Raw genomic sequence first — 19312 nt, 5'->3', positions numbered from 1 at the left:
GCGAGCGGCACACGACCTGACCAGCCCGCCCACCCCGGCCGACCAGGAGCCGGGTCGTGGGTCGCGGACCGCGCTCAGGCGCAGCCTCGGGCACACGACCCGGGCACGGGCTCCAGCCCGGCCTGCAACATCGCGCCGACTCGGCGTGCGGCCTGCAACATCGCGCCGACTCGGCGTACGGCCTCAGCGACCGTCGGGCTCCACGGCGCCGGAGGGCTGAGTGTCGCCACCGTTGCCCGAACCACCGTTGCCCGAGCCCGCGCCGGACGCCGACGGGGACGGCTGCTGGGTGGGGGTGGCGGTCTCGGTGATCACGTCGGCGACGGGAGCCTCGAGGGTGAACTGCACGTCGGTCGGCTCGCCGCCGAGGGCTGCGGCGATCACGTGGTAGTCGCCGGGCAGGGCCCAGTCGGTCAGGCGCGAGCAGTCCTCGTCGGAGCGCTTGGCGTCCCACACCAGCGCCACCGTGGTGGGCTCGGCGGAGCGGACGATGACGTCCTTGACGGGCACGACGGAGGGGCACTGCTGCGAGGACCAGATGTCGTCGTCGCCGGACGTGAGCTTGACCGACAGGTTGCCCGAGGAGACCCGCCACGTGCAGGCGGGGTCGACGATCGTGGTCAACGACAGCAGGATCACGACGTCGCGGCCCGCGACCGCGTCGACGGCCGAGGGCGTGATCGCGATGTCGGCCTCGTCGCACGGCCCGTCGGGGACGGCGAGGGGCGGCGGCTCGGGCGTCGGGGTGGTGGTGGGGCGGTTGCCCTTGCCCTTGCGGGGCTTCTTGGTCGGCGAGGCCGCAGGCGACTCGCTGGGCGCTGTCGACGACGGCACCGCGGCCATCTGCTCGGCGACCCCCGCGTCGGTCGACGCGCCGTCGCTGCTGCCGCCGAGGAGCCGCGCGAGGGCGACCACCAGGACCAAGCCCACCGAGAGCAGCACCAGGCGCCGACGCCAGTAGACGCCCGCGGGAAGCGGGCCCCGAGTCATCGACGAAGCCATGCGCCAACGCTAGTCAGCCGGCCGCCCTCGATCGCGTTGCCACACCGAGGGGACAATGGGCAGCGATGTCCGAGAGCGCCCCGCACCCCCTCCACGAGCCGATCCTGGGCTGGTACGACGAGCACGCACGCGAGCTGCCCTGGCGCGAGCCCGGCGCGTCCCCCTGGTCGGTGATGGTCTCGGAGCTGATGCTCCAGCAGACCCCGGTCGCCCGCGTGCTGCCGGTCCACGCGCAGTGGCTGGAGCGATGGCCGACCCCCGCGGACCTGGCCGCCGAGCCCACCGGCGAGGCCGTGCGGGCCTGGGGACGGCTCGGCTACCCGAGAAGAGCCCTGCGCCTGCACGCCGCCGCGACCGCGATCGTGGAGCACCACGACGGCGTGGTGCCGGACGCCTACGCCGAGCTGATCAAGCTCCCCGGGGTCGGTGACTACACGGCGGCCGCCATCGCGACCTTCGCCTACGGGCGACGCCACGTCGTGCTCGACACCAACGTGCGCCGGGTCTTCGCCCGCACGGTGGGCGGTGTCGAGTTCCCCGGCGCGTCCGTCACCAAGGCAGAGCGCGAGGTCGCGACCACCCTGCTCCCCGAGGACGTCCCCACCGCGGCCACCTGGTCGGTCGCGGTCATGGAGCTCGGGGCGCTGGTCTGCACAGCGGCGTCACCACGCTGCGGGGCCTGCCCGGTCGCCGACCTGTGCGCGTGGCGCGCGGCCGGCCACCCGGCGTACGACGGACCGCCTCGCAAGGCCCAGGCCTGGGCGGGGACGGACCGGCAGTGCCGGGGACGCCTGCTGGCCGTGCTCCGAGACAGCGAGGGCGCGGTCCCCCTCAGCAGCCTGGAGGCAGCCTGGCCCGAGGACACGCAGCGGCTGCGCTGCTTGGCCAGCCTGGTCGAGGACGGCCTGCTGGTCAGGACCGACGCAGGAAGCTACGCGCTCCCCTGAGCCCGCCCCCCGAGCCGACGACCCGGTCGAGCACGGCCTGGGCCGCGGACGCCGGCCGCCCCGGGTGGAAGTCGCGCTTGTCCTCGCCGGCGACCCGACCGAGCAGCTCCTCGAAGCGCTCACGAGCGCCCTCCGGCCACGCAGCCGGCACGTGCGTGCCGGCCCGGGGGTCGACCTCGACGAGCAGACCGAGGTCGCGCAGGGTGTCGAGGTCGTCGAGCGTGGTGCGCTCGAAGATCCGCATCAGGTAGGGCCGCGCCTGCTCCTCGCTCAGCCCCTTGCCGATCAGCGCGTTGAGCGCCACCGCCGTGGGCTCGCGGGCGGGACGGAAGTTGGCCATCGGGCCGGCGGCGAGGATCGAGGTCCACTTGCGCACGAAGTCCTCCCCGGAGAAGGACTCGTAGTGGAGCATCCGCAACCGGTCGTCGGTGTGCGCATCGAGCTCGGTGCCGTCGGCGTCCACGCCGAGGTGGAGGGTCAGCCACACGTCGAGCGCGGGGCGGACCCCTGACTTGCCGTCGACGTGGCCGTGGAAGAGCGCGCCGTTGGAGGGTCGGTCGATGACGCCGAGGGTCAAGAGCAGCGTGAGGTCGCCCTTGCCCAGCAGCCGCTTGAACCACGTGGGGTCGCCGTCCCAGCTGCGCTGCGACACCGCCTCCAGCGGAGCCAGCTTCACCACGCGCGTCGCCGCGGGGACCTCGGCAAGCGCGGCCCGATCGACCTGCAGGACCTCGTCACCGTCGACGTGGAAGACCCATTCCGGGCCCTCGACGACGCTGAGCAGCGCCTTGACGACGTTGGCGTTGATGCGCTGGCGCACGTTGAGCTCGGCCGGCCGGTCGCCGTGCCACCAGGACTTGTCGGTGCGCACGCACGTGACGTGCGGGTGCTCGTCGAGGTAGGCCCGCACCTCGGCGTCACCGGCGTCGAGGAAGACGACCAGGTGGTCGGCGCCGCCGGCGAGGTTGCCCGTCACGAAGCGCTGCACGTGGGGCAGCGAGTCCTTGATCGTGCTGGCGGTGAGGAGCATGGGCAGCACCCTAACGACCGCGAGGGCCTCACCGGATGGTGAGACCCTCGCAGGTGCGTGGTGCGGGTGGAGCGTCAGTCGTCGTCGCCGCGGGGGACGTCGATCGGACCCTCCGGGTCCTCGGGACCGTCGAGCACGCCCACCTCAGCCGTCTCGAACGGCGGCAGGTCGGGCAGGGCGCCGACCTTCTGGCCCTCGAAGGTGAAGGTGGCTGTCGGGCCGGAGCCCTCGACGCCGACCAGGATGATCTGGCCGGGGCCGACCTCGCCGAAGAGCATCTTCTCGGCGAGGGTGTCCTCGATCTCGCGCTGGATCGTGCGACGCAGAGGTCGGGCACCCAGCACCGGGTCGAAGCCCCGCTCGGCGAGCAGGTCCTTGGCCGGCTGGGTCAGCTCCAGGCTCATGTCGCGGTCGCGCAGCCGCAGCTCCACGGCCGCGATCATGTTGTCGACCATCGCGATGATCTGGTCCTTCGACAGCGGCGGGAAGACGATGATCTCGTCGACACGGTTGAGGAACTCGGGACGGAAGTGCTGCTTGAGCTCCTCCGAGACCTTGCTCTTCATCCGCTCGTAGGAGCCGGCACCGTCGCCCGAGGCCTGGAAGCCCAGGTTGACGGCCTTGTTGATGTCACGCGTGCCGAGGTTGGTCGTCATGATGATGACGGTGTTCTTGAAGTCGACGACCCGGCCCTGCGAGTCGGTCAGTCGACCTTCCTCGAGGATCTGCAGCAGGCTGTTGAAGATGTCGGGGTGCGCCTTCTCGACCTCGTCGAAGAGGACCACCGAGAACGGCTTGCGCCGCACCTTCTCGGTCAGCTGGCCACCCTCCTCGTAACCGACGTAGCCCGGAGGCGAGCCGAAGAGCCGCGAGACGGTGTGCTTCTCGGAGAACTCCGACATGTCGAGCTGGATGAGGGCGTCCTCGTCACCGAAGAGGAACTCGGCGAGCGTCTTGGACAGCCACGTCTTGCCGACACCGGAGGGGCCGGCGAAGATGAAAGACCCACCGGGACGCTTGGGGTCCTTGAGACCCGCTCGCGTGCGTCGGATGGCCCGCGACAGGGCACGCACGGCCTCTTCCTGGCCGATGACGCGCTTGTGGAGCTCGTCCTCCATCTTGAGCAGCCGCGTGGACTCCTCCTCGGAGAGCTTGACGATCGGGATGCCGGTCGCGACCGCCAGCACCTCGGCGATCAGCTCCTCGTCGACCTCGGCGACCTCGTCCATGTCGCCCGCACGCCACTGCTTCTCGCGGTCGGACTTCTTCAGGATGAGCTGCTTCTCCTCGTCGCGCAGACGAGCGGCGGCCTCGAAGTCCTGGCCGTCGATGGCGGCCTCCTTGCGCTGGCGCACCTCGGCGATCTTGTCGTCGTACTCGCGCAGGTCGGCGGGCGCCGTCATGCGACGGATGCGCAGGCGCGAGCCGGCCTCGTCGATGAGGTCGATCGCCTTGTCCGGGAGGAACCGGTCGGAGATGTAGCGGTCGGCCAGGGTGGCGGCCGACACCAGCGCCTCGTCGGTGATCGTCACGCGGTGGTGCGCCTCGTAGCGGTCGCGCAGGCCCTTGAGCATCTCGATCGTGTGGGCGATGGAGGGCTCGGAGACCTGGATCGGCTGGAAGCGGCGCTCGAGGGCGGCGTCCTTCTCGAGGTACTTGCGGTATTCGTCGAGGGTGGTCGCACCGATGGTCTGCAGCTCACCTCGGGCCAGCATCGGCTTGAGGATGCTGGCGGCGTCGATCGCGCCCTCGGCCGCACCGGCGCCGACGAGGGTGTGGATCTCGTCGATGAACAGCACGATGTCGCCGCGGGTGCGGATCTCCTTGAGCACCTTCTTGAGGCGCTCCTCGAAGTCACCGCGGTAGCGCGAGCCGGCCACGAGCGCCCCGAGGTCGAGGGTGTAGATCTGCTTGTCCTTGAGCGTCTCGGGCACGGTGCCGCGCACGATGTCCTGGGCCAGGCCCGCGACGATCGTCGTCTTGCCGACACCGGGCTCACCGATCAGCACCGGGTTGTTCTTCGTGCGGCGCGAGAGGATCTGCATGACCCGCTCGATCTCGGACTCACGACCGATGACCGGGTCGAGCTTGCCCTCGCGGGCGTCCTGGGTCAGGTTGCGGCCGAACTGGTCGAGGACCAGCGAGGACGACGGCGCGTCGGCACCGGCACCCTGCGCGGCCGCGGCAGCGGTCGACTCCTTGCCCTGGAAGCCCGAGAGCAGCTGGATGACCTGCTGGCGGACCCGGTTGAGGTCGGCGCCGAGCTTCTGGAGGACCTGGGCGGCGACGCCCTCGCCCTCACGGATCAGGCCGAGCAGGATGTGCTCGGTCCCGATGTAGGAGTGGCCGAGCTGGAGGGCCTCGCGGAGCGACAGCTCGAGGACCTTCTTGGCTCGCGGGGTGAAGGGGATGTGACCGCTGGGGGCCTGCTGGCCCTGGCCGATGATCTCCTCGACCTGGGCGCGGACGGCCTCGAGGGAGATGTCGAGGCTCTCCAGGGCCTTGGCGGCGACGCCTTCACCTTCGTGGATGAGGCCGAGCAGGATGTGCTCGGTCCCGATGTAGTTGTGGGAGAGCATGCGGGCCTCTTCCTGGGCCAGCACGACCACCCGACGGGCTCGGTCTGTGAACCGCTCGAACATGCGCATCGCTCCTGAAAGATCACGGGGGCCGATCCGACCTGGGTCGGACGGATCAGAACAAGGTGTCTAACCCCGCTGACAGCCTACGCGTTCCCGGAAGGCACGGAAGTCGCTCCGCTGAGAGCGAACAGGCCCGCCGCGTGCAGCGCGGCGGGCCTGTCGTGGCGTCGGGTCGACGCCGGTGGTGCGGGTGATCAGTTGGCGGCGTCGAACGCCGTGCGCACCTCGGCGGGGATGCGACCGCGGTCGGGGACGTCGAAGCCGTTGGAGCGGGCCCAGTCGCGGACCTCGCGGGCACTCGGGCCGAGCCCGGCTGCCGCTGCCTTCTTGGCGCGACGCGCACCGCTGCCCACCTTGCGGGCGTGCCCGACGTAGCCGGCGAGGGCCTCGCGCAGGGCGGCGGCGTGCTTGTCGGTGAGATCGATCTCGTAGGACGTCCCGTCGAGGGCGAAGGACACCGTCTCGTCGGCCTCGCTGCCGTCGAGATCGTCAACGAGAACGATATTGACCTTTTGTGCCATGTAAGTAGACCTCTTTGTCCGGATCGGGTTTCGGTAACCATATTCTGGCACCGACCCGCACAAAAGGGAATTCGCTTCAGGAATTCCTCAAGAATACGAGCTCGAGGCCTTTCAAGGTCAATGCAGGGTCGTGCGCGGTGAAACAGCTGCATTCGTCGAGCACAAGAGGCGCGAGATATCCCGTGGCTACCACGGTGACGTCCTCCGACAATTCCCCGAGCTCGGCGATCATGCGCGCGACAATGCCCTCGACCTGGCTGGCGACGCCGAAGACCATCCCCGACTGGAGCGCCTCGACGGTGTTCTTGGCGATCACGGTGCGCGGGCGCTGGAGCTCGACCTTGCGCAATTGCGCACCGCGTCGGTCCAGCGCCTCGAGGGATATCTCGATTCCGGGCGCGATGGCTCCCCCGACGTACTGTCCCGAGGCGCTCACCACGTCGAACGTCGTCGCGGTGCCGCCGAAGTCGACGACGATCGCGGGCCCGCCATAGAGCGAGGAGGTCGCGAGTGCATTGATGATGCGGTCGGAGCCGACTTCTCGGGGATTGTCCATGAGAATGGGGACACCGGTGCGGACACCGGGCTCGACGACCACCGCGGTGACGTCGCCGAAGTGGCGCACCAGCATCTCGCGCCACGCGTGCAGCACCGCCGGCACCGTCGAGCACACCGCGATGCCGTCGACGGTGTCCTCGAGGTCGCCGAGGAGCCCGCGCAGCAGCACCGACCACTCGTCGGCCGTGCGCCGCTGGTCGGTGGCCACCCGCCACTCCGCGCCGACCACCCCGTCGTCGACCAGGCCCAGCACGGTGTGGGCGTTGCCGATGTCGACGGCCAGGAGGCTCATGGTCGGCTCACGAGGGGCTCATGCCGGGCTCGGACGGTCCTGCAGGTCCAGACCGAGGTCGAAGACCCGCACCGAGTGGGTGAGCGCGCCGACGGAGATGAAGTCCACCCCGGTCTCGGCGACCTCGCGGGCACGCTCGATGGTCAGCCCGCCCGAAGCCTCGAGGCTCGCCCGCCCCGCGGTGATGCGCACGGCCTCGGCCATGACGTCGGTCGACATGTTGTCGAGCAGGATCTCCTCGCAGCCGACCTCGAGCAGCTCGTGCAGCTGGTCGAGGTCGGTCACCTCGACCTCGACGCGCAGGTCGGGGTAGGCCGTGCGGACCGCGTGGAAGGCCGGGACGACCCCGCCGGCCGCGATCACGTGGTTGTCCTTGACCATGGCCCGGTCGGCCAGGCTGAAGCGGTGGTTGACGCCGCCGCCGCACCGCACGGCGTACTTCTGGAGGGCGCGGTAGCCCGGCAGCGTCTTGCGGGTGTCGAGGACCCGGGCGCGGGTGCCGTCGAGCGCGCGCACCCAGGCCGCGGTCGCGGTCGCGACCCCGGAGAGGTGGCTGGCGTAGTTGAGCGCCGTGCGCTCGGCCGTGAGCAGGCCGCGGGTCGGGCCGGCGACGCGCATGACCACGTCGCCGGGCTCGACGGGCGTGCCGTCGGCGAGGCGGTCGGAGACGACGACGTCGTCGCCCATCACGACGTGGAAGACCAGGGCCGCCAGGGTCAGGCCGGCCACGACGCCCGGCTCGCGCGCAGCGAAGTCACCGGTGCCGTGCGCGTCGGCCGCGATCGTGGCCAGGCTGGTCACGTCCTCGCCGCCGAGCTCCTCGGGGAGGTCCTCGGCGAGCGCGGCCAGGATGCCGGCGTAGAGCGCCTGCGGGTCGAGACCGGCGATCTCCAGCTCGGCGAGCAGGCCGTGCGGCAGGGCGTCGTACGACGTGGGGGTCATGCGGGTGCCTCCGGGTCACTGGCGGGCGCGGGACGGAAACAGATCTCGGTCGAGCCGTCGACCATGACGGCGTCGACGTGTCCGGCCCAGGTGGCGTCGTCGCGCTCGGGGAAGTCCTCGCGCCAGTGCGAGCCGCGCGTCTCCTCGCGCAGGGTGGCGGCCGCGGCGAGCGCGGCGCCGATGGTCAGCAGGTTGGTGGTCTCCCACGACTGGAGGTCCACCAGGTCGGCCGGGGTGCCGGCGAGCTTGTCGAGCAGCGCGGTGGCGTCCGTGAGGCCGCTCGCGCTGCGCAGGACGCCGACGCGCGACGTCATGACCTCCTGGAGCTCGGCGCGGACGTCACCCGAGACCAGGCCCTCGGGTCGCTGGTCCACAGCCGGCTCCGCCCAGGGCCGCAGCTCGGCCGGCAGCACCGCGGCGATGCGGCGCGAGAAGACCAGGCCCTCGAGCAGGCTGTTGGAGGCGAGCCGGTTGGCGCCGTGCACGCCGGAGCAGGCGACCTCGCCGGTCGCGTAGAGCCCCGGCACGTCGGAGCGGCCGTGCAGGTCGGTGCGGACCCCGCCGGAGGCGTAGTGGCACGCCGGCGCGACCGGGATGAGCTGGGTGACCGGGTCGACGCCGTGGCTGCGGGCGGTGGCGAGGATGGTCGGGAAGCGCTTCTCCCAGAAGCTCTCGCCCAGCCCCGTGGCGTCGAGCCACATGTGCGGCCGACCGGTGTCGAGCATCCGGCGCATGATCGCCTTGGCGACGACGTCGCGGGGCGCGAGGTCCTCGAGCGGGTGCACGCCCTTCATCAGCCGGTTGCCCTCGAAGTCGACGAGGACGGCGCCCTCACCGCGCACCGCCTCGGAGATGAGGGGCTGCTGGCCGTGGGACTCGGGGCCGAGCCACATCACGGTGGGGTGGAACTGCACGAACTCCAGGTCGCGCAAGGTCGCGCCGGCGCGCAGCGCGAGCGCCATGCCGTCACCGGTCGAGACCGACGGGTTGGTGGTCTGGCTGAAGACCTGGCCCAGGCCGCCGCTGGCGAGCACGACCGCGCGGCAGTGGACGGCGCCCACGCCGTCGCGCTGCCCCTCCCCCATCACGTGCAGGGTGACGCCGGCGACCCCACCGTCGTCGGCGAGCAACAGGTCGACGGCCAGGGCGTGCTGGACGACCTCGATCTCGGGCGCCGCGGCGACCGCCTCGATGAGGGCGCGCTGGATCTCGGCACCCGTGGCGTCGCCGCCCGCGTGCGCGATCCGGTCGCGGTGGTGGCCACCCTCGCGGGTCAGGGAGATGACGCCGTCGTCGTCGTGGTCGAAGTTGGTGCCGAGCGCGATCAGCTCGCGGACCGCCTCGGGGCCCTCGTTGACCAGGATGCGTACGGCGTCCGGGTCACAGGCCCCGGCGCCCGCGACGAGGGTGTCGACCTCGTGCTCCTCGGGGGTGTCCCCCGGGCCGAGCGCGGCGGCGATACCGCCTTGCGCCCACTGCGTGGAGCCGGCCGCCAGCACGTCCTTGGTGACGACGAGGACCTTGTCGACGTGGTCCTTGAGCCGCAGCGCGGCGGTCAGCCCGGCGATGCCGGAGCCGATGATCACCACGTCGGAGCGCGTCGTCCAGCCCGGCTCGGGAGCGACCAGGCGCGCCGGGACCCGGCGTACGGGAAGGTCGAACGTGCGCTCCTGTGGCATGAGGTGAGGCTAACGCGCCATGCCCGGGGCGGGCTCGACAGCGTCTCCGCGCACGAGGCCGGCGCCACCGAAGGTCTCGGCGGGGTCGAAGCCGGTCGCCAGGATCTTGTTGTCGGCGTCGACGAACACCACGTGGGGCTTGAGCTCCCGGGCCTCCGCGGTGTCCATCTGGCCGTAGCCGATGAGGATGACGATGTCGCCGGGGTGGACCAGTCGCGCGGCCGCGCCGTTGATGCCGAGCACGCCGCTGCCGCGCTCGCCGGCGATCGTGTAGGTCTCGATGCGCGCGCCGTTGGTGACGTCGACGATGTGCACCAGCTCGCCGGGCAGCAGGTCGGCCGCCTCGAGGAGGTCCTCGTCCACGGTCACCGAGCCGACGTAGTGCAGGTCGGCCTGCGTCACGGTCGCGCGGTGGATCTTGCTCTTCATCATGGTGCGGAGCATCGGTGGTCCTCAGCTGTCGTGGTGGTCGGCCGGAGTCCCCAGGAGGAGCGGCAGGTTGTCGATCAGGCGGGTCGCGCCCACCCGGGCGGCGATCAGGATGCGGGCCTCGGTGCCCGGCGGGGGGTCGCTCGGCAGGTCGCCGAGCTCGGGGGTCGTGACGACGAGGTAGTCGACGTCGACGATCTTGGCGGTGCGCAGCTCCGCACGCGCGGCGTCGAGGGCCGGCGCGACGCCGCGGGACGCGGCCTCCTGCGCGGCGAGCAGCGCACGGCTGAGGGTCACGGCCTCGACGCGCTGCTCGGCGTCGAGGTAGCGGTTGCGGCTGGAGAGGGCCAGGCCGTCGGGCTCGCGCACGGTCTCGGCGCCCACGACCTCGACACCCAGGCACAGGTCGGCGGCCATCCGACGGATGAGCGCGAGCTGCTGGTAGTCCTTCTGGCCGAAGACCGCGACGTCGGGGCGGACCAAGCCGAAGAGCTTGGCGACCACGACGAGGACGCCGCGGAAGTGGGTGGGTCGGCTCCGGCCCTCGAGGATCGTGGCCAGCGGACCGGGCTCGATCGTGACCTGGGGCTCGCCGCCGGGGTAGACCTCGTCGACGGTCGGCGCGAAGACGATGTCGACGCCCGCACCGGCGCAGACCTCGAGGTCCTCGGGCAGCGTGCGGGGATAGCGGTCGAGGTCCTCGCCGGGGGCGAACTGCATCGGGTTGACGAACACCGAGACGACGACCGGGCCGTCCCCGACGCGCTCGCGCGCGACGCGCATCAGGCTGGCGTGGCCGGGGTGCAGGGCCCCCATGGTGGGGACGAAGCCGACCTCGAGGCCCTGCCGGCGGGCAGGCGCGAGCAGGTCGGCGAGCTCGGCCCGGGTGCGGGCCAGGACGGGTCGGTCCATCGTGCGGGCGCTCAGCGGGCGTCGCGCTGGAAGACCGGCGCGACCGTGGTCTCCGCCAGCGCCTCCGTGAGGAGCTGGTGGATCTTGAGGGCCCGGATCGGGAGCAGCCGGCCGTCGGTGACCGCGCGGCCGAGGGTGGCGCGGCCGAGGGCGACGTACGACGGCATCGTCTGCGGCGCCTTGGCGGCGATCTCCTCGAGGTGGGCGGCGACCGTGTTGACGTCGCCCCGGACGATCGGTCCGGTGAGGGCGGCGTCGCCGTGCTCGAGCGCGTTGTCGAGGGCGGCGGTGAGCAGCGGGCGCAGCGTCCCGGCCGGGTCGTCGGCGCCGGCCGCGGTCAGCATCTCCATCGCCTCGGTCACGAGGGTGACCAGGTGGTTGGCGCCGTGGGCGAGACCTGCGTGGTAGAGCGTGCGGCTCGACTCGGGCACCCACATCGGGCTGCCGCCCAGGTCGGCGACCAGGTCGGCGACGAAGGCGCGCTCGGCGTCGGGCGCGGTGAGGCCGAAGACGCAGCCGTCGAGCCGGTCGAGGTCCAGGGCGGTGCCGGTGAAGGTCATCGCGGGGTGCATGGCGGCGATGCGGGCGCCGACCTCCTGCGCGGGGGCGAGGACGTCGAGGCCGTGGCGGCCGGAGGTGTGCACGACGTGCTGGCCCTCGCGGATGGCACCGCTGGCGCTGAGCATCGAGACGACGTTGCCGAGCATGTCGTCGGGCACGGTGAGCAGCAGCAGGTCGGCCCGGCGAGCGACGGCACTGGGCTTCTCGGTCGGCACACCCGGCAGCAGGTCGGCGATGCGGTGGGCCGAGGCGTCGGACTCACCGGCGGCGGCGACGATCTCGTGACCGGCGGAGCGCAGGCGGGCCGCGAGGACCGCGCCGACCCGGCCGGCGCCGACGACGCCGATGCGCAGGCGCGCGCGAGGAGTGTGCGTCATGGTTCGAACCTTTCGTTCCAGTCCCTCCGACCACCCGCTCTCGCGGGTCGGTGTGGGTACCGGACGGTGTGCTCGTCTGATGTGGTCGTGCCGCCCGACTGCTCGGACACCATGAAAGGTACGCCGGTGGGCCCGGCTTGGGAACGGGTCCGCACGTGACCTACCTGACACGCCGCGGGCCGACGGGCCCGCTGCCGCTCAGCGGGGAGCGGCGTCGTCGGAGGTGACGACCGAGCCGACGTCGAGGGGGCGCGGCGCGCGCGGGAGCCAGTCGTGGGTGACGTGGTCGACGATGTGGACCCCGGCGGGCGCGTGGATCTCGTGGACGCCGGGGAGGACCGTGCCCTCCTTGAGCGCGTTGAAGACGGCCCACTCGCGGCGCTTGCGCTTGTTGCGGAAGCTCGTGGCGAACGACGCCGGGTCGGTCCAGTGGGCGAACTCGTCGCCGTCGAGGTACTTCAGCTCCACGCACAGCCCGAAGGGCAGCCCGATCGAGCGCACCGGGTCGGGCGTGGTGCGGACCTCCCACTCGAAGGCCTTGGTGAACACGAAGTCCGGCCCGATCGGGAAGCCCCACTCCTCGGCGTTGCGCAGCCCCAGGTCGAGGTAGCCGCGGCTGTCGCCGTCGAGGTAGAGCCCGTGGCGCGGCACCCGGATGATCGACTGCACGTCGCCGACCTGCCAGGCGAGGTCGGCGATGGAGGTCTCGCCCTCGGTGGTGAGGACCATGTCGCCGTCCCACTTCCACGAGTAGCGCGTGTCGACCTGCGCGAAGCACCAGTTGTAGAAGTAGGACAACGAGTGGACCGACAGCTCGTGCTGGGCGAGGTGCTCGGCGCCGGCACGCGCCACCGAGAACGGGTACGACGCCAGCGTGAGCTTGTCGGAGCGTCCGGCGCGGGCGGCGGTCTCGGCGGCGACCTCGGGGGTGCCGTCGGTGGAGCCGTTGTCGACGACCAGGACGTGGTCCATGGCGCGCAGCAGCGGCGGCAGCACGAAGGGCAGCGACGGCGCCTCGTCCTTGACCCGCAGCACGGCGGTGCTGCCGGCGCGCAGGCCGCCGGGGCGGGTCCAGGGCCAGGTGATGTCGAAGTCGGTGTGGCCCTCGAGGTTCGAGATGCCGGTCGGGCCGGAGTGGGCGGTCATCGTCGGCTCAGCGCTCGCGGCCGACGGCCTTGCGCAGGCCCTTGCGGACCGACGGCGGGATCGCGGCACGCAGGCCGTGCGGGATCTTGTCGGCCAGCACGGTCGGCTCGGCAACCGGAGCCGCCGGGCTTCCGTCGGCAGGACCGGCGCCACCGGGGCGCTTGAGCTGCGCCCGGACGGTCTGCTCGGCAGCGACCACCGACGACCGGGAGATGGCCTCGGCCTCGGCGTAGAGGTCGACGTAGGCCTCGCGCAGCTGGTCGAGCGTGGCGTGCACGTCGGCGGTGTCACCGTCGGGCTCGGCGAGCTTGTTGAGCTCGGCCCAGGTCTCGGCGGTCAGCTCGTGCAGCTTGGGCGGCAGGCCGAGGTCGTCGAGGCTCTGGGCCATGCGGCGCAGGGAGGGGTCGACGAAGCGGTGACCCTCACGGATCTGCTCGCTGTTGGCGTGCAGGACGCCCTGCAGCTGGAGCTTCTCCCCCACCCACATCGTGGTCCTGGTCCAGTCGTCGAGCAGGTCGCCGTAGCGGACGAAGACGCGACCGCCGTCGGCCACGGACTCGCGGGTGGCGCGCTCGGTGTGCAGGAGCATGTTGAGCCAGGAGGCCGCGAGGTGGGCCGAGCCCAGGCGGTTGGCGTAGTACTTCTGCTTGCTGCCCACGACCTCGGCCGGCGGGCGCAGCATGGTCGCGAAGACCGGCGTGGCGCCGTTGCGGATCGCGGCGACGCGCCACAGCGAGAGGAACCAGCTCAGTCGCGGGTCCTTGACGACCAGCTCGCGGCTGACGTCGAGGTGCTCGCCGAGCCAGGTGGCGGTCTTGATGCGCTCCTGCTCGCGCGTGGAGATCCGGCCGGTCTCGAACCACGCCTCAGGACGCGCGTCGCTGACCTGGACCAGCGCGGCCTTCAGCAGCCGGTCGTGGTGGTCGACGACCCAGCGCGGCTCGCCGAAGCCCTTGGGGTTGGTCTCGTCGGCGACGACCTCGGGCTGCGGCACGTGCAGGCCCAGGATCGACATCAGCCCGGCCATCGTGCTGGTGCCGCTGCGGCCGGCACCGGCCACGAAGAGCACCTTGCGCGGGTAGTCGTCGGGGGTCACGTCAGTGGGGTCGCTCACGAGCGCTGAGCCTAACGCCCGCTAGCGTGCCGACATGAAGTCCCGGTGGCGCGCGCGCCGTGCCGCGCCGCGCGTCAGCGTCGTCGTGCCGGTCTACGACGTCGAGGACTACGTCGAGGAGTGTCTCGAGAGCGTCCTCGCCCAGGAGGGCGTCGACCTCGAGGTGATCGTCGTCGACGACGGGTCGCGGGACTCCTCGGCCGCGCGGGTCGAGCGCTTCGTCACCGCCGACGGCCCGGTCCGCCTCGTGCGCACCGCCAACCACGGCCTCGGAGCGGCGCGCAACGAGGGCGTGCGCCACGCGACGGGCGACTACCTGACCTTCGCCGACTCCGACGACGTCGTCCCGCCGGGGGCGTACGACGTGCTGCTGCGGCAGCTGCGCCGCAACGGGTGCGACTTCGTCACCGGCTCGATCGTGCGGTGGGAGACTGGCGGGGGGCCCGATGGCGACGAGCGGCTGACCCAGCTGCCCTGGATGCGTCGGCTGCACCGCTCCCGCGCGGCGCTGATGATCGACCAGCAGCCCGAGATCCTGGGCGACGTCTTCGCGTGGAACAAGATGTTCCGCCGCGACTTCTGGGACGGTGCGGGCCTGTCCTGGCCCGAGGGCGTGCGCTACGAGGACCAGCCGACCACGACGCAGGCCTACCTGCGGGCCCGGCTGTTCGGGATCGTGCCGGACGTGGTCTACCACTGGCGCATCCGCGGCGACGGCAGCTCGATCACCCAGCAGCGCTCGTCGCTGCAGGACCTCGAGGACCGCTGGACCACCAAGCGGATGGCGCTGGCGAGCGTCACGACGTACGGCGCACCGAAGGTGGAGCAGGTCTTCCGGGACAAGGTGATGGCCGGTGACCTGCACCGCTACTTCGTGGAGATCCCGGGCTGCGACGACGCGTGGTGGGACCTGCTCGTGGCCGGCGTCCGGGAGCTGTGGGGCGAGCGGTCGCTCACGCACAGCGGGCTCACGCCGGCGTTCCGGCTGGTCGGGTGGCTGGTCGAGCAGGACCGGCGCGAGGACGCGGCCGCCGTGGTGACGCACGTGCTCGGTCTGGGCGCTCCGCTCCCCCGGGTGATGACCTCCCGCGGCCCGCGGATCGACGTACCCGTCATCGACCTGCGCACCGTGGCGCCCGAGGCCGTGCTGCTGCGCGACGACGAGCACTGAGCGTCACCCCCGTCAGACGGCCGACGGGCGCCGGACCGTGAGGTCCGACGCCCGTCGTCAGGCTGAGGTGGTCAGGTGCGTCAGAGCAGGCCCTCGTCGGTCAGGAACTGCTCGGCGACGTCCTCGACGGTCTCGCGGTCGACGGTGACCTGGAGCAGGAGCGCACCGAGGGTGTCGTTGTCGAGCACCTCCATGAGGCCGTTGAGGGTGTCCTCGACGTCGGGGTGCTCGCCGAGGAACTCGTCGGACACGGCGGGGACGAGGTTCTGGGCGGGCTGGATGCCGCGGTCGTCCTCGAGCAGGACCAGGCCCTGGGCCTCGAGGCTGCCGTCGAACGTGCCGGTCTGGCCGAGCTGAGACTCGCCGTCGAGGACCGACTGGTAGGTCTGCGGCGACGCGTAGCCGAGCGGCAGGAGGGTGACGTCCATGCCGTAGACCTCGGTGAGGCCGGCCTCGCAGTCGGCGCGGCCCTTGCAGTCGGGGGCGGCGGCGAGCGTGACGGCCTGGCCCTCGAGGTCGGAGAGCGCGGTGACGCCCTCGGCGTCGGAGAACTCCTGGGTGACGAAGTAGGCGTTCTGGCTGCTGGCCTCGGAGGTCTCGAGGAGGGTGATCCCCTTCTCCTCGAGCAGCGGCGCCATCGCGTCGATGGTCTCCTGGGTGTCGGAGGTGCTGACCGCGGCCGCACCCTCGCCGTTGATCTCGATGTTGAGCTCGTCCCCGAGACCGGCGAGGTACTCCGGCACGATGTCGACCGTGCCGGGGAACTCACCGAGGTAGGCGCCGCGGGTGTCGACGAGGCGGGTCTCGACCTCGTAGCCGGTGTCCTCGAGGAGGGCGGCGTACATCGCCGTGATCAGCGCCGCCTCGTCGAAGCTCTGGCTGGCGAGGGTGACCTGGCCGCCGGTGGAGCCACCGGAGCCGGTGCCGCCGCCGGTCTCCTCCTCGGCGAGGTCGTCACCGGCGCAGGCCGTGGCGAGGGAGAGCACGCCGATCGTGAGGGCGGCCGCGAGAGGTCGTCGAAGCATCATGTGAGGAACCTTCTGTGTCCCGTGGCCCAGCCACGCGTGTCCGGTGGAGCGAGCGCGGTGGACCCGGCGCTCAGCGTCCGCGTGCTTCGGTCGCCTCCGCAACAGTAGACGGAGGCACCGCGTCCTGGTCCACACGAACGGGTGAGGAGCCGCGCGGCACCGGGTCGAGCGCCCGCTGGACCAGCGCGGCGACGAGCTCGAGGACCAGCGCGACGGCGGCCACGACGACGGCGCCCGCGATGCCCTGGCTGTAGCGGTCACGGGCGAAGCCCTCGGTGATGATGCGTCCCAGCCCGGGTCCTGCCACCAGAGCGGCGATGGTCGCGGTCGCCCAGACCTGCACGAGGGCCAGACGGATCCCCGACATCACCAGCGGCAGGGCCAGCGGCAGCTCGACCTTGCGGAAGCGCTGCCAGCCCGACATCCCCATGCCGTCGGCGGCCTGGACGATGTCGGCCGGCACCTCGCGCATCGCGATGTAGGCGTTGGTGATCAGCGGTGGCAGCGCGAAGACGCCGAGCGCGATCAGGGTGGCCAGTCCGGCGCGGCCGTAGGGGCCCAGGGTGTCGGAGCCCGGCCAGTCGGCGGTCACGAGGACGGCCAGGATGGCGAACGTCGGGATCGCGCGGCCGACGTTGGAGATGTTGATCGCGAGGAAGCCGCCCTTGCCCAGGTGGCCGAGCCAGAGCGCGATCGGCAGCCCGATCGCCATCGCGAGGCCGAGCGCGGTGACGGTCAGCAGCAGCTGCTCGACCAGACGCGCCAGCAGGCCACCGGAGCCGCTCCAGCTGGAGCCGTCGAGGAGGTAGGACCAGGTGTCCGCGAAGAGGTTCATGCCCGCACCCCCCGGGTCCACGGCGTCAGGATCCGTTGTCCCACCACCAGCAGGAGGTCGAGGAGCACCGCGAGCACGACGCAGAGCACGGCCGCGGTCACGAGCTCGGCGCGGAAGTCGCGCTGCACGCCGTGGGAGATCAGGTTGCCCAACCCCCCGAAGGCGACCAGCGTGCCGACCGTGGTCAGGGCGACCGTCGAGACCGTCGCGACCCGCAGCCCGGCCATGATCACCGGCAGCGCGAGGGGGAGCTCGACCTTGAGCAGGAGCTTGCCGGGCCCGTAGCCCAGGCCGGTCGCCGACTCGCGCACGTCGTCGGAGACCGAGCGCAGGCCGTCGAGCATCGCGCGGACCAGGATCGTCAACGCGTAGAGGCCCAGCCCCAGGATCACCGTGAGGGCCGAGAGACCCGTGAACGGCACCAGCAGCGGGAAGAGCGCGAGGGACGGGATCGTGTAGAGACCCGTGCTGAAGCCGAGGATCGCCGCCTCGAGCCGTGGGACGCGTCGCGCCAGCAGCGCCAGCGGCAAGGCGACCACGAGACCGAAGAGCACGGCCGCCACGGTGATCTGAAGGTGCTGCACGGTGGCGTCGATGATCTCGCCGGAGCGGTCCTCGACGTACTGGTAGCACCACCACTCGTTGACCAGAGCGCTGTAGCAGCTCGGCTCGGCGGCCACCGGCGGCGTCACGGTCGCGAGTAGGGTCACGCGCATGGACGGTACCGCCTCCCCGGCTCCGGGCGACGACTCCTCACCGATGATCCGCCTCTCCGGCGTGGGCAAGACCTACGACGACGGCACGGTCGCCGTGCACGAGCTGGACCTGGAGGTCGACCGCGGCGAGCTGGTCTGCCTCGTCGGCCCCTCGGGCTGCGGCAAGTCGACGACGCTGAAGATGATCAACCGGCTGATCGAGCCCACCGTCGGCACCATCGAGATCGACGGCGTCGACGTCACCCACCAGGACCCGGTGCTGCTGCGCCGCGGCATCGGCTACGTCATCCAGCAGGTGGGGCTCTTCCCCCACCAGAGGATCACCGCCAACGTCATGACGGTCCCGCTGCTCTACGGCGAGTCGAAGGCGACGGCGCGCGAGCGGGCACACCACCTGCTCGACCTCGTCGGCCTCGACCCCACGACGTATGGCGAGCGCTATCCGCACCAGCTCTCCGGGGGCCAGCGTCAGCGGGTCGGTGTCGCCCGCGCACTCGCGGCCGACCCGCCGGTGCTGCTGATGGACGAGCCCTTCGGCGCGGTCGACCCGGTCGTGCGGGTGCGGCTGCAGGACGAGTTCCTGCGGCTGCAGCGCGAGCTGGGCAAGACCGTGGTGCTGGTGACCCACGACATCGACGAGGCCGTGCGGATGGGCGACCGGGTCGCGGTGTTCGCGACCGGTGGGCGGCTGGCGCAGTACGCCACGCCCGCCGAGCTGCTCGGCCGGCCGGCCGACGACTTCGTCGCCGACTTCGTGGGCTCCGAGCGCGGCCTGCGCCGGCTCGCCGTGACCCCGATCGACCCGGCGCACCTCGAGTCGCTGGAGGGCGTCAGCGCCGGCTCCCTCGGCGCCGCGATCGACGTCGGCAGCACCCTCGAGGAGGCGCTGGCCGTCATGCTGCGCGACGACAAGCCGATGGTCGGCGTCAAGGACGGCGTGCGCTTCGTCGGCGTCCTCACCCCCAACGGCGTGCACCAGGCGCTGCGGGCCTCCCTGCGCGACTGACCCCGCTCCGCCGAGTCGGCGCGATGTTGCAGGCGGGGTGCCGAGTCGGCGCGATGTTGCACGTTGGGTCTGCAACATTGCGCCGACTCGCGCCTGTCGGTCAGGCCTCGACCGTCACGTCCCGGTGCCAGGACTGGGTGACGTACTTGGTCTTCCACCCCATCGCGACGTAGAGCCCGTCGGCGCCGGTGGAGGAGTCGGCATCGACCTCGAGGCCGACGCGGTCGCGGTCGCGGGAGGCGGCGTCGGCGATGATCGTGTGGAGCAGGCCCTTGGCGACACCGCGCCCGCGTGCGGTCTCCAGCACGCCGAGGTAGGAGACATAGGAGCCGTCGGGACCACCAGAGCTCTCCGAGACCCTGCCGATCAGCGCGCCGACGGGGGTCACGCCGTTGCCGTCGCCG

Annotated in this window: 19 protein-coding genes; 3 read left to right on the top strand and 16 right to left on the bottom strand. The window is 71.9% G+C overall.

Features of this window, described 5'->3' with window-relative positions:
* Positions 1–183 precede the first annotated feature (183 nt).
* Positions 184–1002 (bottom strand): hypothetical protein, encoded by an 819-nt coding sequence (locus AAG827_RS15375; protein ID WP_341926995.1) that lies wholly within the window; start codon positions 1000–1002, stop codon positions 184–186.
* 65 nt (positions 1003–1067) lie between these two features.
* Here AAG827_RS15375 and AAG827_RS15370 point away from each other — a divergent pair, with 65 nt between their 5' ends.
* Positions 1068–1949 carry an A/G-specific adenine glycosylase gene (locus tag AAG827_RS15370; protein ID WP_341926994.1) on the top strand — a complete coding sequence of 294 codons (882 nt, stop codon included), beginning with the start codon at positions 1068–1070 and terminating at the stop codon, positions 1947–1949.
* On the opposite strand, the gene AAG827_RS15365 is transcribed toward AAG827_RS15370, so the two are convergent.
* The 11 genes from AAG827_RS15365 to AAG827_RS15315 form a co-directional block, all read right to left on the bottom strand.
* Positions 1915–2979 carry a glycosyltransferase family 2 protein gene (locus tag AAG827_RS15365; RefSeq protein ID WP_341926993.1) on the bottom strand — a complete coding sequence of 355 codons (1065 nt, stop codon included), beginning with the start codon at positions 2977–2979 and terminating at the stop codon, positions 1915–1917. The two genes, AAG827_RS15370 and AAG827_RS15365, sit on opposite strands and share 35 nt — an antisense overlap.
* A 74-nt stretch (positions 2980–3053) precedes the next feature.
* Complete coding sequence (locus AAG827_RS15360; RefSeq protein WP_341926992.1) at positions 3054–5621, bottom strand: ATP-dependent Clp protease ATP-binding subunit; 2568 nt, start codon at positions 5619–5621, stop codon at positions 3054–3056.
* Positions 5622–5815: 194 nt separating this feature from the next.
* Positions 5816–6142 carry an Lsr2 family protein gene (locus AAG827_RS15355; protein ID WP_341926991.1) on the bottom strand — a complete coding sequence of 109 codons (327 nt, stop codon included), beginning with the start codon at positions 6140–6142 and terminating at the stop codon, positions 5816–5818.
* 76 nt (positions 6143–6218) lie between these two features.
* Positions 6219–6992 (bottom strand): type III pantothenate kinase, encoded by a 774-nt coding sequence (locus AAG827_RS15350; RefSeq protein WP_341926990.1) that lies wholly within the window; start codon positions 6990–6992, stop codon positions 6219–6221.
* 18 nt (positions 6993–7010) lie between these two features.
* Positions 7011–7934, bottom strand: coding sequence for a carboxylating nicotinate-nucleotide diphosphorylase (gene nadC, locus AAG827_RS15345; protein WP_341926988.1), 924 nt, complete (start codon positions 7932–7934; stop codon positions 7011–7013).
* On the bottom strand, positions 7931–9613 hold the full coding sequence (locus AAG827_RS15340; protein WP_341926987.1) for an L-aspartate oxidase: 1683 nt from the start codon (positions 9611–9613) through the stop codon (positions 7931–7933). The genes nadC and AAG827_RS15340 overlap by 4 nt, the downstream gene beginning before the upstream one ends.
* 9 nt (positions 9614–9622) lie before the next feature.
* Positions 9623–10057, bottom strand: coding sequence for an aspartate 1-decarboxylase (panD, locus tag AAG827_RS15335; RefSeq protein WP_341926986.1), 435 nt, complete (start codon positions 10055–10057; stop codon positions 9623–9625).
* A gap of 9 nt (positions 10058–10066) precedes the next feature.
* Positions 10067–10954, bottom strand: coding sequence for a pantoate--beta-alanine ligase (gene panC, locus AAG827_RS15330; RefSeq protein ID WP_341926985.1), 888 nt, complete (start codon positions 10952–10954; stop codon positions 10067–10069).
* An 11-nt stretch (positions 10955–10965) separates the two neighbouring features.
* Complete coding sequence (locus AAG827_RS15325) at positions 10966–11892, bottom strand: DUF2520 domain-containing protein (RefSeq protein WP_341926984.1); 927 nt, start codon at positions 11890–11892, stop codon at positions 10966–10968.
* A 198-nt stretch (positions 11893–12090) separates the two neighbouring features.
* Positions 12091–13038, bottom strand: coding sequence for a hypothetical protein (locus tag AAG827_RS15320; RefSeq protein WP_341926983.1), 948 nt, complete (start codon positions 13036–13038; stop codon positions 12091–12093).
* A 7-nt stretch (positions 13039–13045) separates the two neighbouring features.
* Positions 13046–14152: a sulfotransferase family protein gene (locus AAG827_RS15315; protein ID WP_341926981.1), complete on the bottom strand. Its 1107-nt coding sequence runs from the start codon at positions 14150–14152 to the stop codon at positions 13046–13048.
* A gap of 34 nt (positions 14153–14186) precedes the next feature.
* On the opposite strand from AAG827_RS15315, the gene AAG827_RS15310 reads away from it, so the two are divergent.
* Positions 14187–15323, top strand: coding sequence for a glycosyltransferase family 2 protein (locus AAG827_RS15310; RefSeq protein WP_341926980.1), 1137 nt, complete (start codon positions 14187–14189; stop codon positions 15321–15323).
* 80 nt (positions 15324–15403) lie between these two features.
* Here AAG827_RS15310 and AAG827_RS15305 read toward each other — a convergent pair whose 3' ends face one another.
* The 3 genes from AAG827_RS15305 to AAG827_RS15295 all read right to left on the bottom strand — a co-directional run bounded on the left by AAG827_RS15305 (position 15404) and on the right by AAG827_RS15295 (position 17896).
* Positions 15404–16351: a glycine betaine ABC transporter substrate-binding protein gene (locus AAG827_RS15305; RefSeq protein WP_341926979.1), complete on the bottom strand. Its 948-nt coding sequence runs from the start codon at positions 16349–16351 to the stop codon at positions 15404–15406.
* A gap of 70 nt (positions 16352–16421) precedes the next feature.
* A complete protein-coding gene (locus AAG827_RS15300) occupies positions 16422–17186 on the bottom strand; it encodes an ABC transporter permease (protein ID WP_341926978.1) in 765 nt (254 codons plus the stop codon).
* Positions 17183–17896 (bottom strand): ABC transporter permease, encoded by a 714-nt coding sequence (locus tag AAG827_RS15295; RefSeq protein ID WP_341926977.1) that lies wholly within the window; start codon positions 17894–17896, stop codon positions 17183–17185. The genes AAG827_RS15300 and AAG827_RS15295 overlap by 4 nt, the downstream gene beginning before the upstream one ends.
* A 49-nt stretch (positions 17897–17945) precedes the next feature.
* On the opposite strand from AAG827_RS15295, the gene AAG827_RS15290 reads away from it, so the two are divergent.
* Positions 17946–18908, top strand: coding sequence for an ATP-binding cassette domain-containing protein (locus AAG827_RS15290; protein ID WP_341927009.1), 963 nt, complete (start codon positions 17946–17948; stop codon positions 18906–18908).
* Between the two features lie 100 nt (positions 18909–19008).
* Here AAG827_RS15290 and AAG827_RS15285 read toward each other — a convergent pair.
* The coding region (locus tag AAG827_RS15285) for a GNAT family N-acetyltransferase (RefSeq protein ID WP_341926976.1) at positions 19009–19312 on the bottom strand (304 nt) is incomplete at its 5' end.

The sequence above is a fragment of the Nocardioides psychrotolerans genome (genome assembly GCF_943371775.1).
Classification (GTDB): domain Bacteria; phylum Actinomycetota; class Actinomycetes; order Propionibacteriales; family Nocardioidaceae; genus Nocardioides; species Nocardioides psychrotolerans_A.
This window is presented reverse-complemented; position numbering and strand designations above follow the sequence as displayed.

Coding starts and splice junctions, on each gene's coding strand:
- AAG827_RS15355 (WP_341926991.1), bottom strand. CDS start 6,142: ATGGCACAAAAGGTCAATATCGTTCTCGTTGACGATCTCGACGGCAGC.
- AAG827_RS15300 (WP_341926978.1), bottom strand. CDS start 17,186: ATGAACCTCTTCGCGGACACCTGGTCCTACCTCCTCGACGGCTCCAGC.
- AAG827_RS15305 (WP_341926979.1), bottom strand. CDS start 16,351: ATGATGCTTCGACGACCTCTCGCGGCCGCCCTCACGATCGGCGTGCTC.
- AAG827_RS15320 (WP_341926983.1), bottom strand. CDS start 13,038: ATGACCGCCCACTCCGGCCCGACCGGCATCTCGAACCTCGAGGGCCAC.
- AAG827_RS15360 (WP_341926992.1), bottom strand. CDS start 5,621: ATGTTCGAGCGGTTCACAGACCGAGCCCGTCGGGTGGTCGTGCTGGCC.
- AAG827_RS15365 (WP_341926993.1), bottom strand. CDS start 2,979: ATGCTCCTCACCGCCAGCACGATCAAGGACTCGCTGCCCCACGTGCAG.
- AAG827_RS15350 (WP_341926990.1), bottom strand. CDS start 6,992: ATGAGCCTCCTGGCCGTCGACATCGGCAACGCCCACACCGTGCTGGGC.
- AAG827_RS15310 (WP_341926980.1), top strand. CDS start 14,187: ATGAAGTCCCGGTGGCGCGCGCGCCGTGCCGCGCCGCGCGTCAGCGTC.
- nadC (WP_341926988.1), bottom strand. CDS start 7,934: ATGACCCCCACGTCGTACGACGCCCTGCCGCACGGCCTGCTCGCCGAG.
- AAG827_RS15370 (WP_341926994.1), top strand. CDS start 1,068: ATGTCCGAGAGCGCCCCGCACCCCCTCCACGAGCCGATCCTGGGCTGG.
- panD (WP_341926986.1), bottom strand. CDS start 10,057: ATGCTCCGCACCATGATGAAGAGCAAGATCCACCGCGCGACCGTGACG.
- AAG827_RS15325 (WP_341926984.1), bottom strand. CDS start 11,892: ATGACGCACACTCCTCGCGCGCGCCTGCGCATCGGCGTCGTCGGCGCC.
- panC (WP_341926985.1), bottom strand. CDS start 10,954: ATGGACCGACCCGTCCTGGCCCGCACCCGGGCCGAGCTCGCCGACCTG.
- AAG827_RS15340 (WP_341926987.1), bottom strand. CDS start 9,613: ATGCCACAGGAGCGCACGTTCGACCTTCCCGTACGCCGGGTCCCGGCG.
- AAG827_RS15375 (WP_341926995.1), bottom strand. CDS start 1,002: ATGGCTTCGTCGATGACTCGGGGCCCGCTTCCCGCGGGCGTCTACTGG.
- AAG827_RS15290 (WP_341927009.1), top strand. CDS start 17,946: ATGATCCGCCTCTCCGGCGTGGGCAAGACCTACGACGACGGCACGGTC.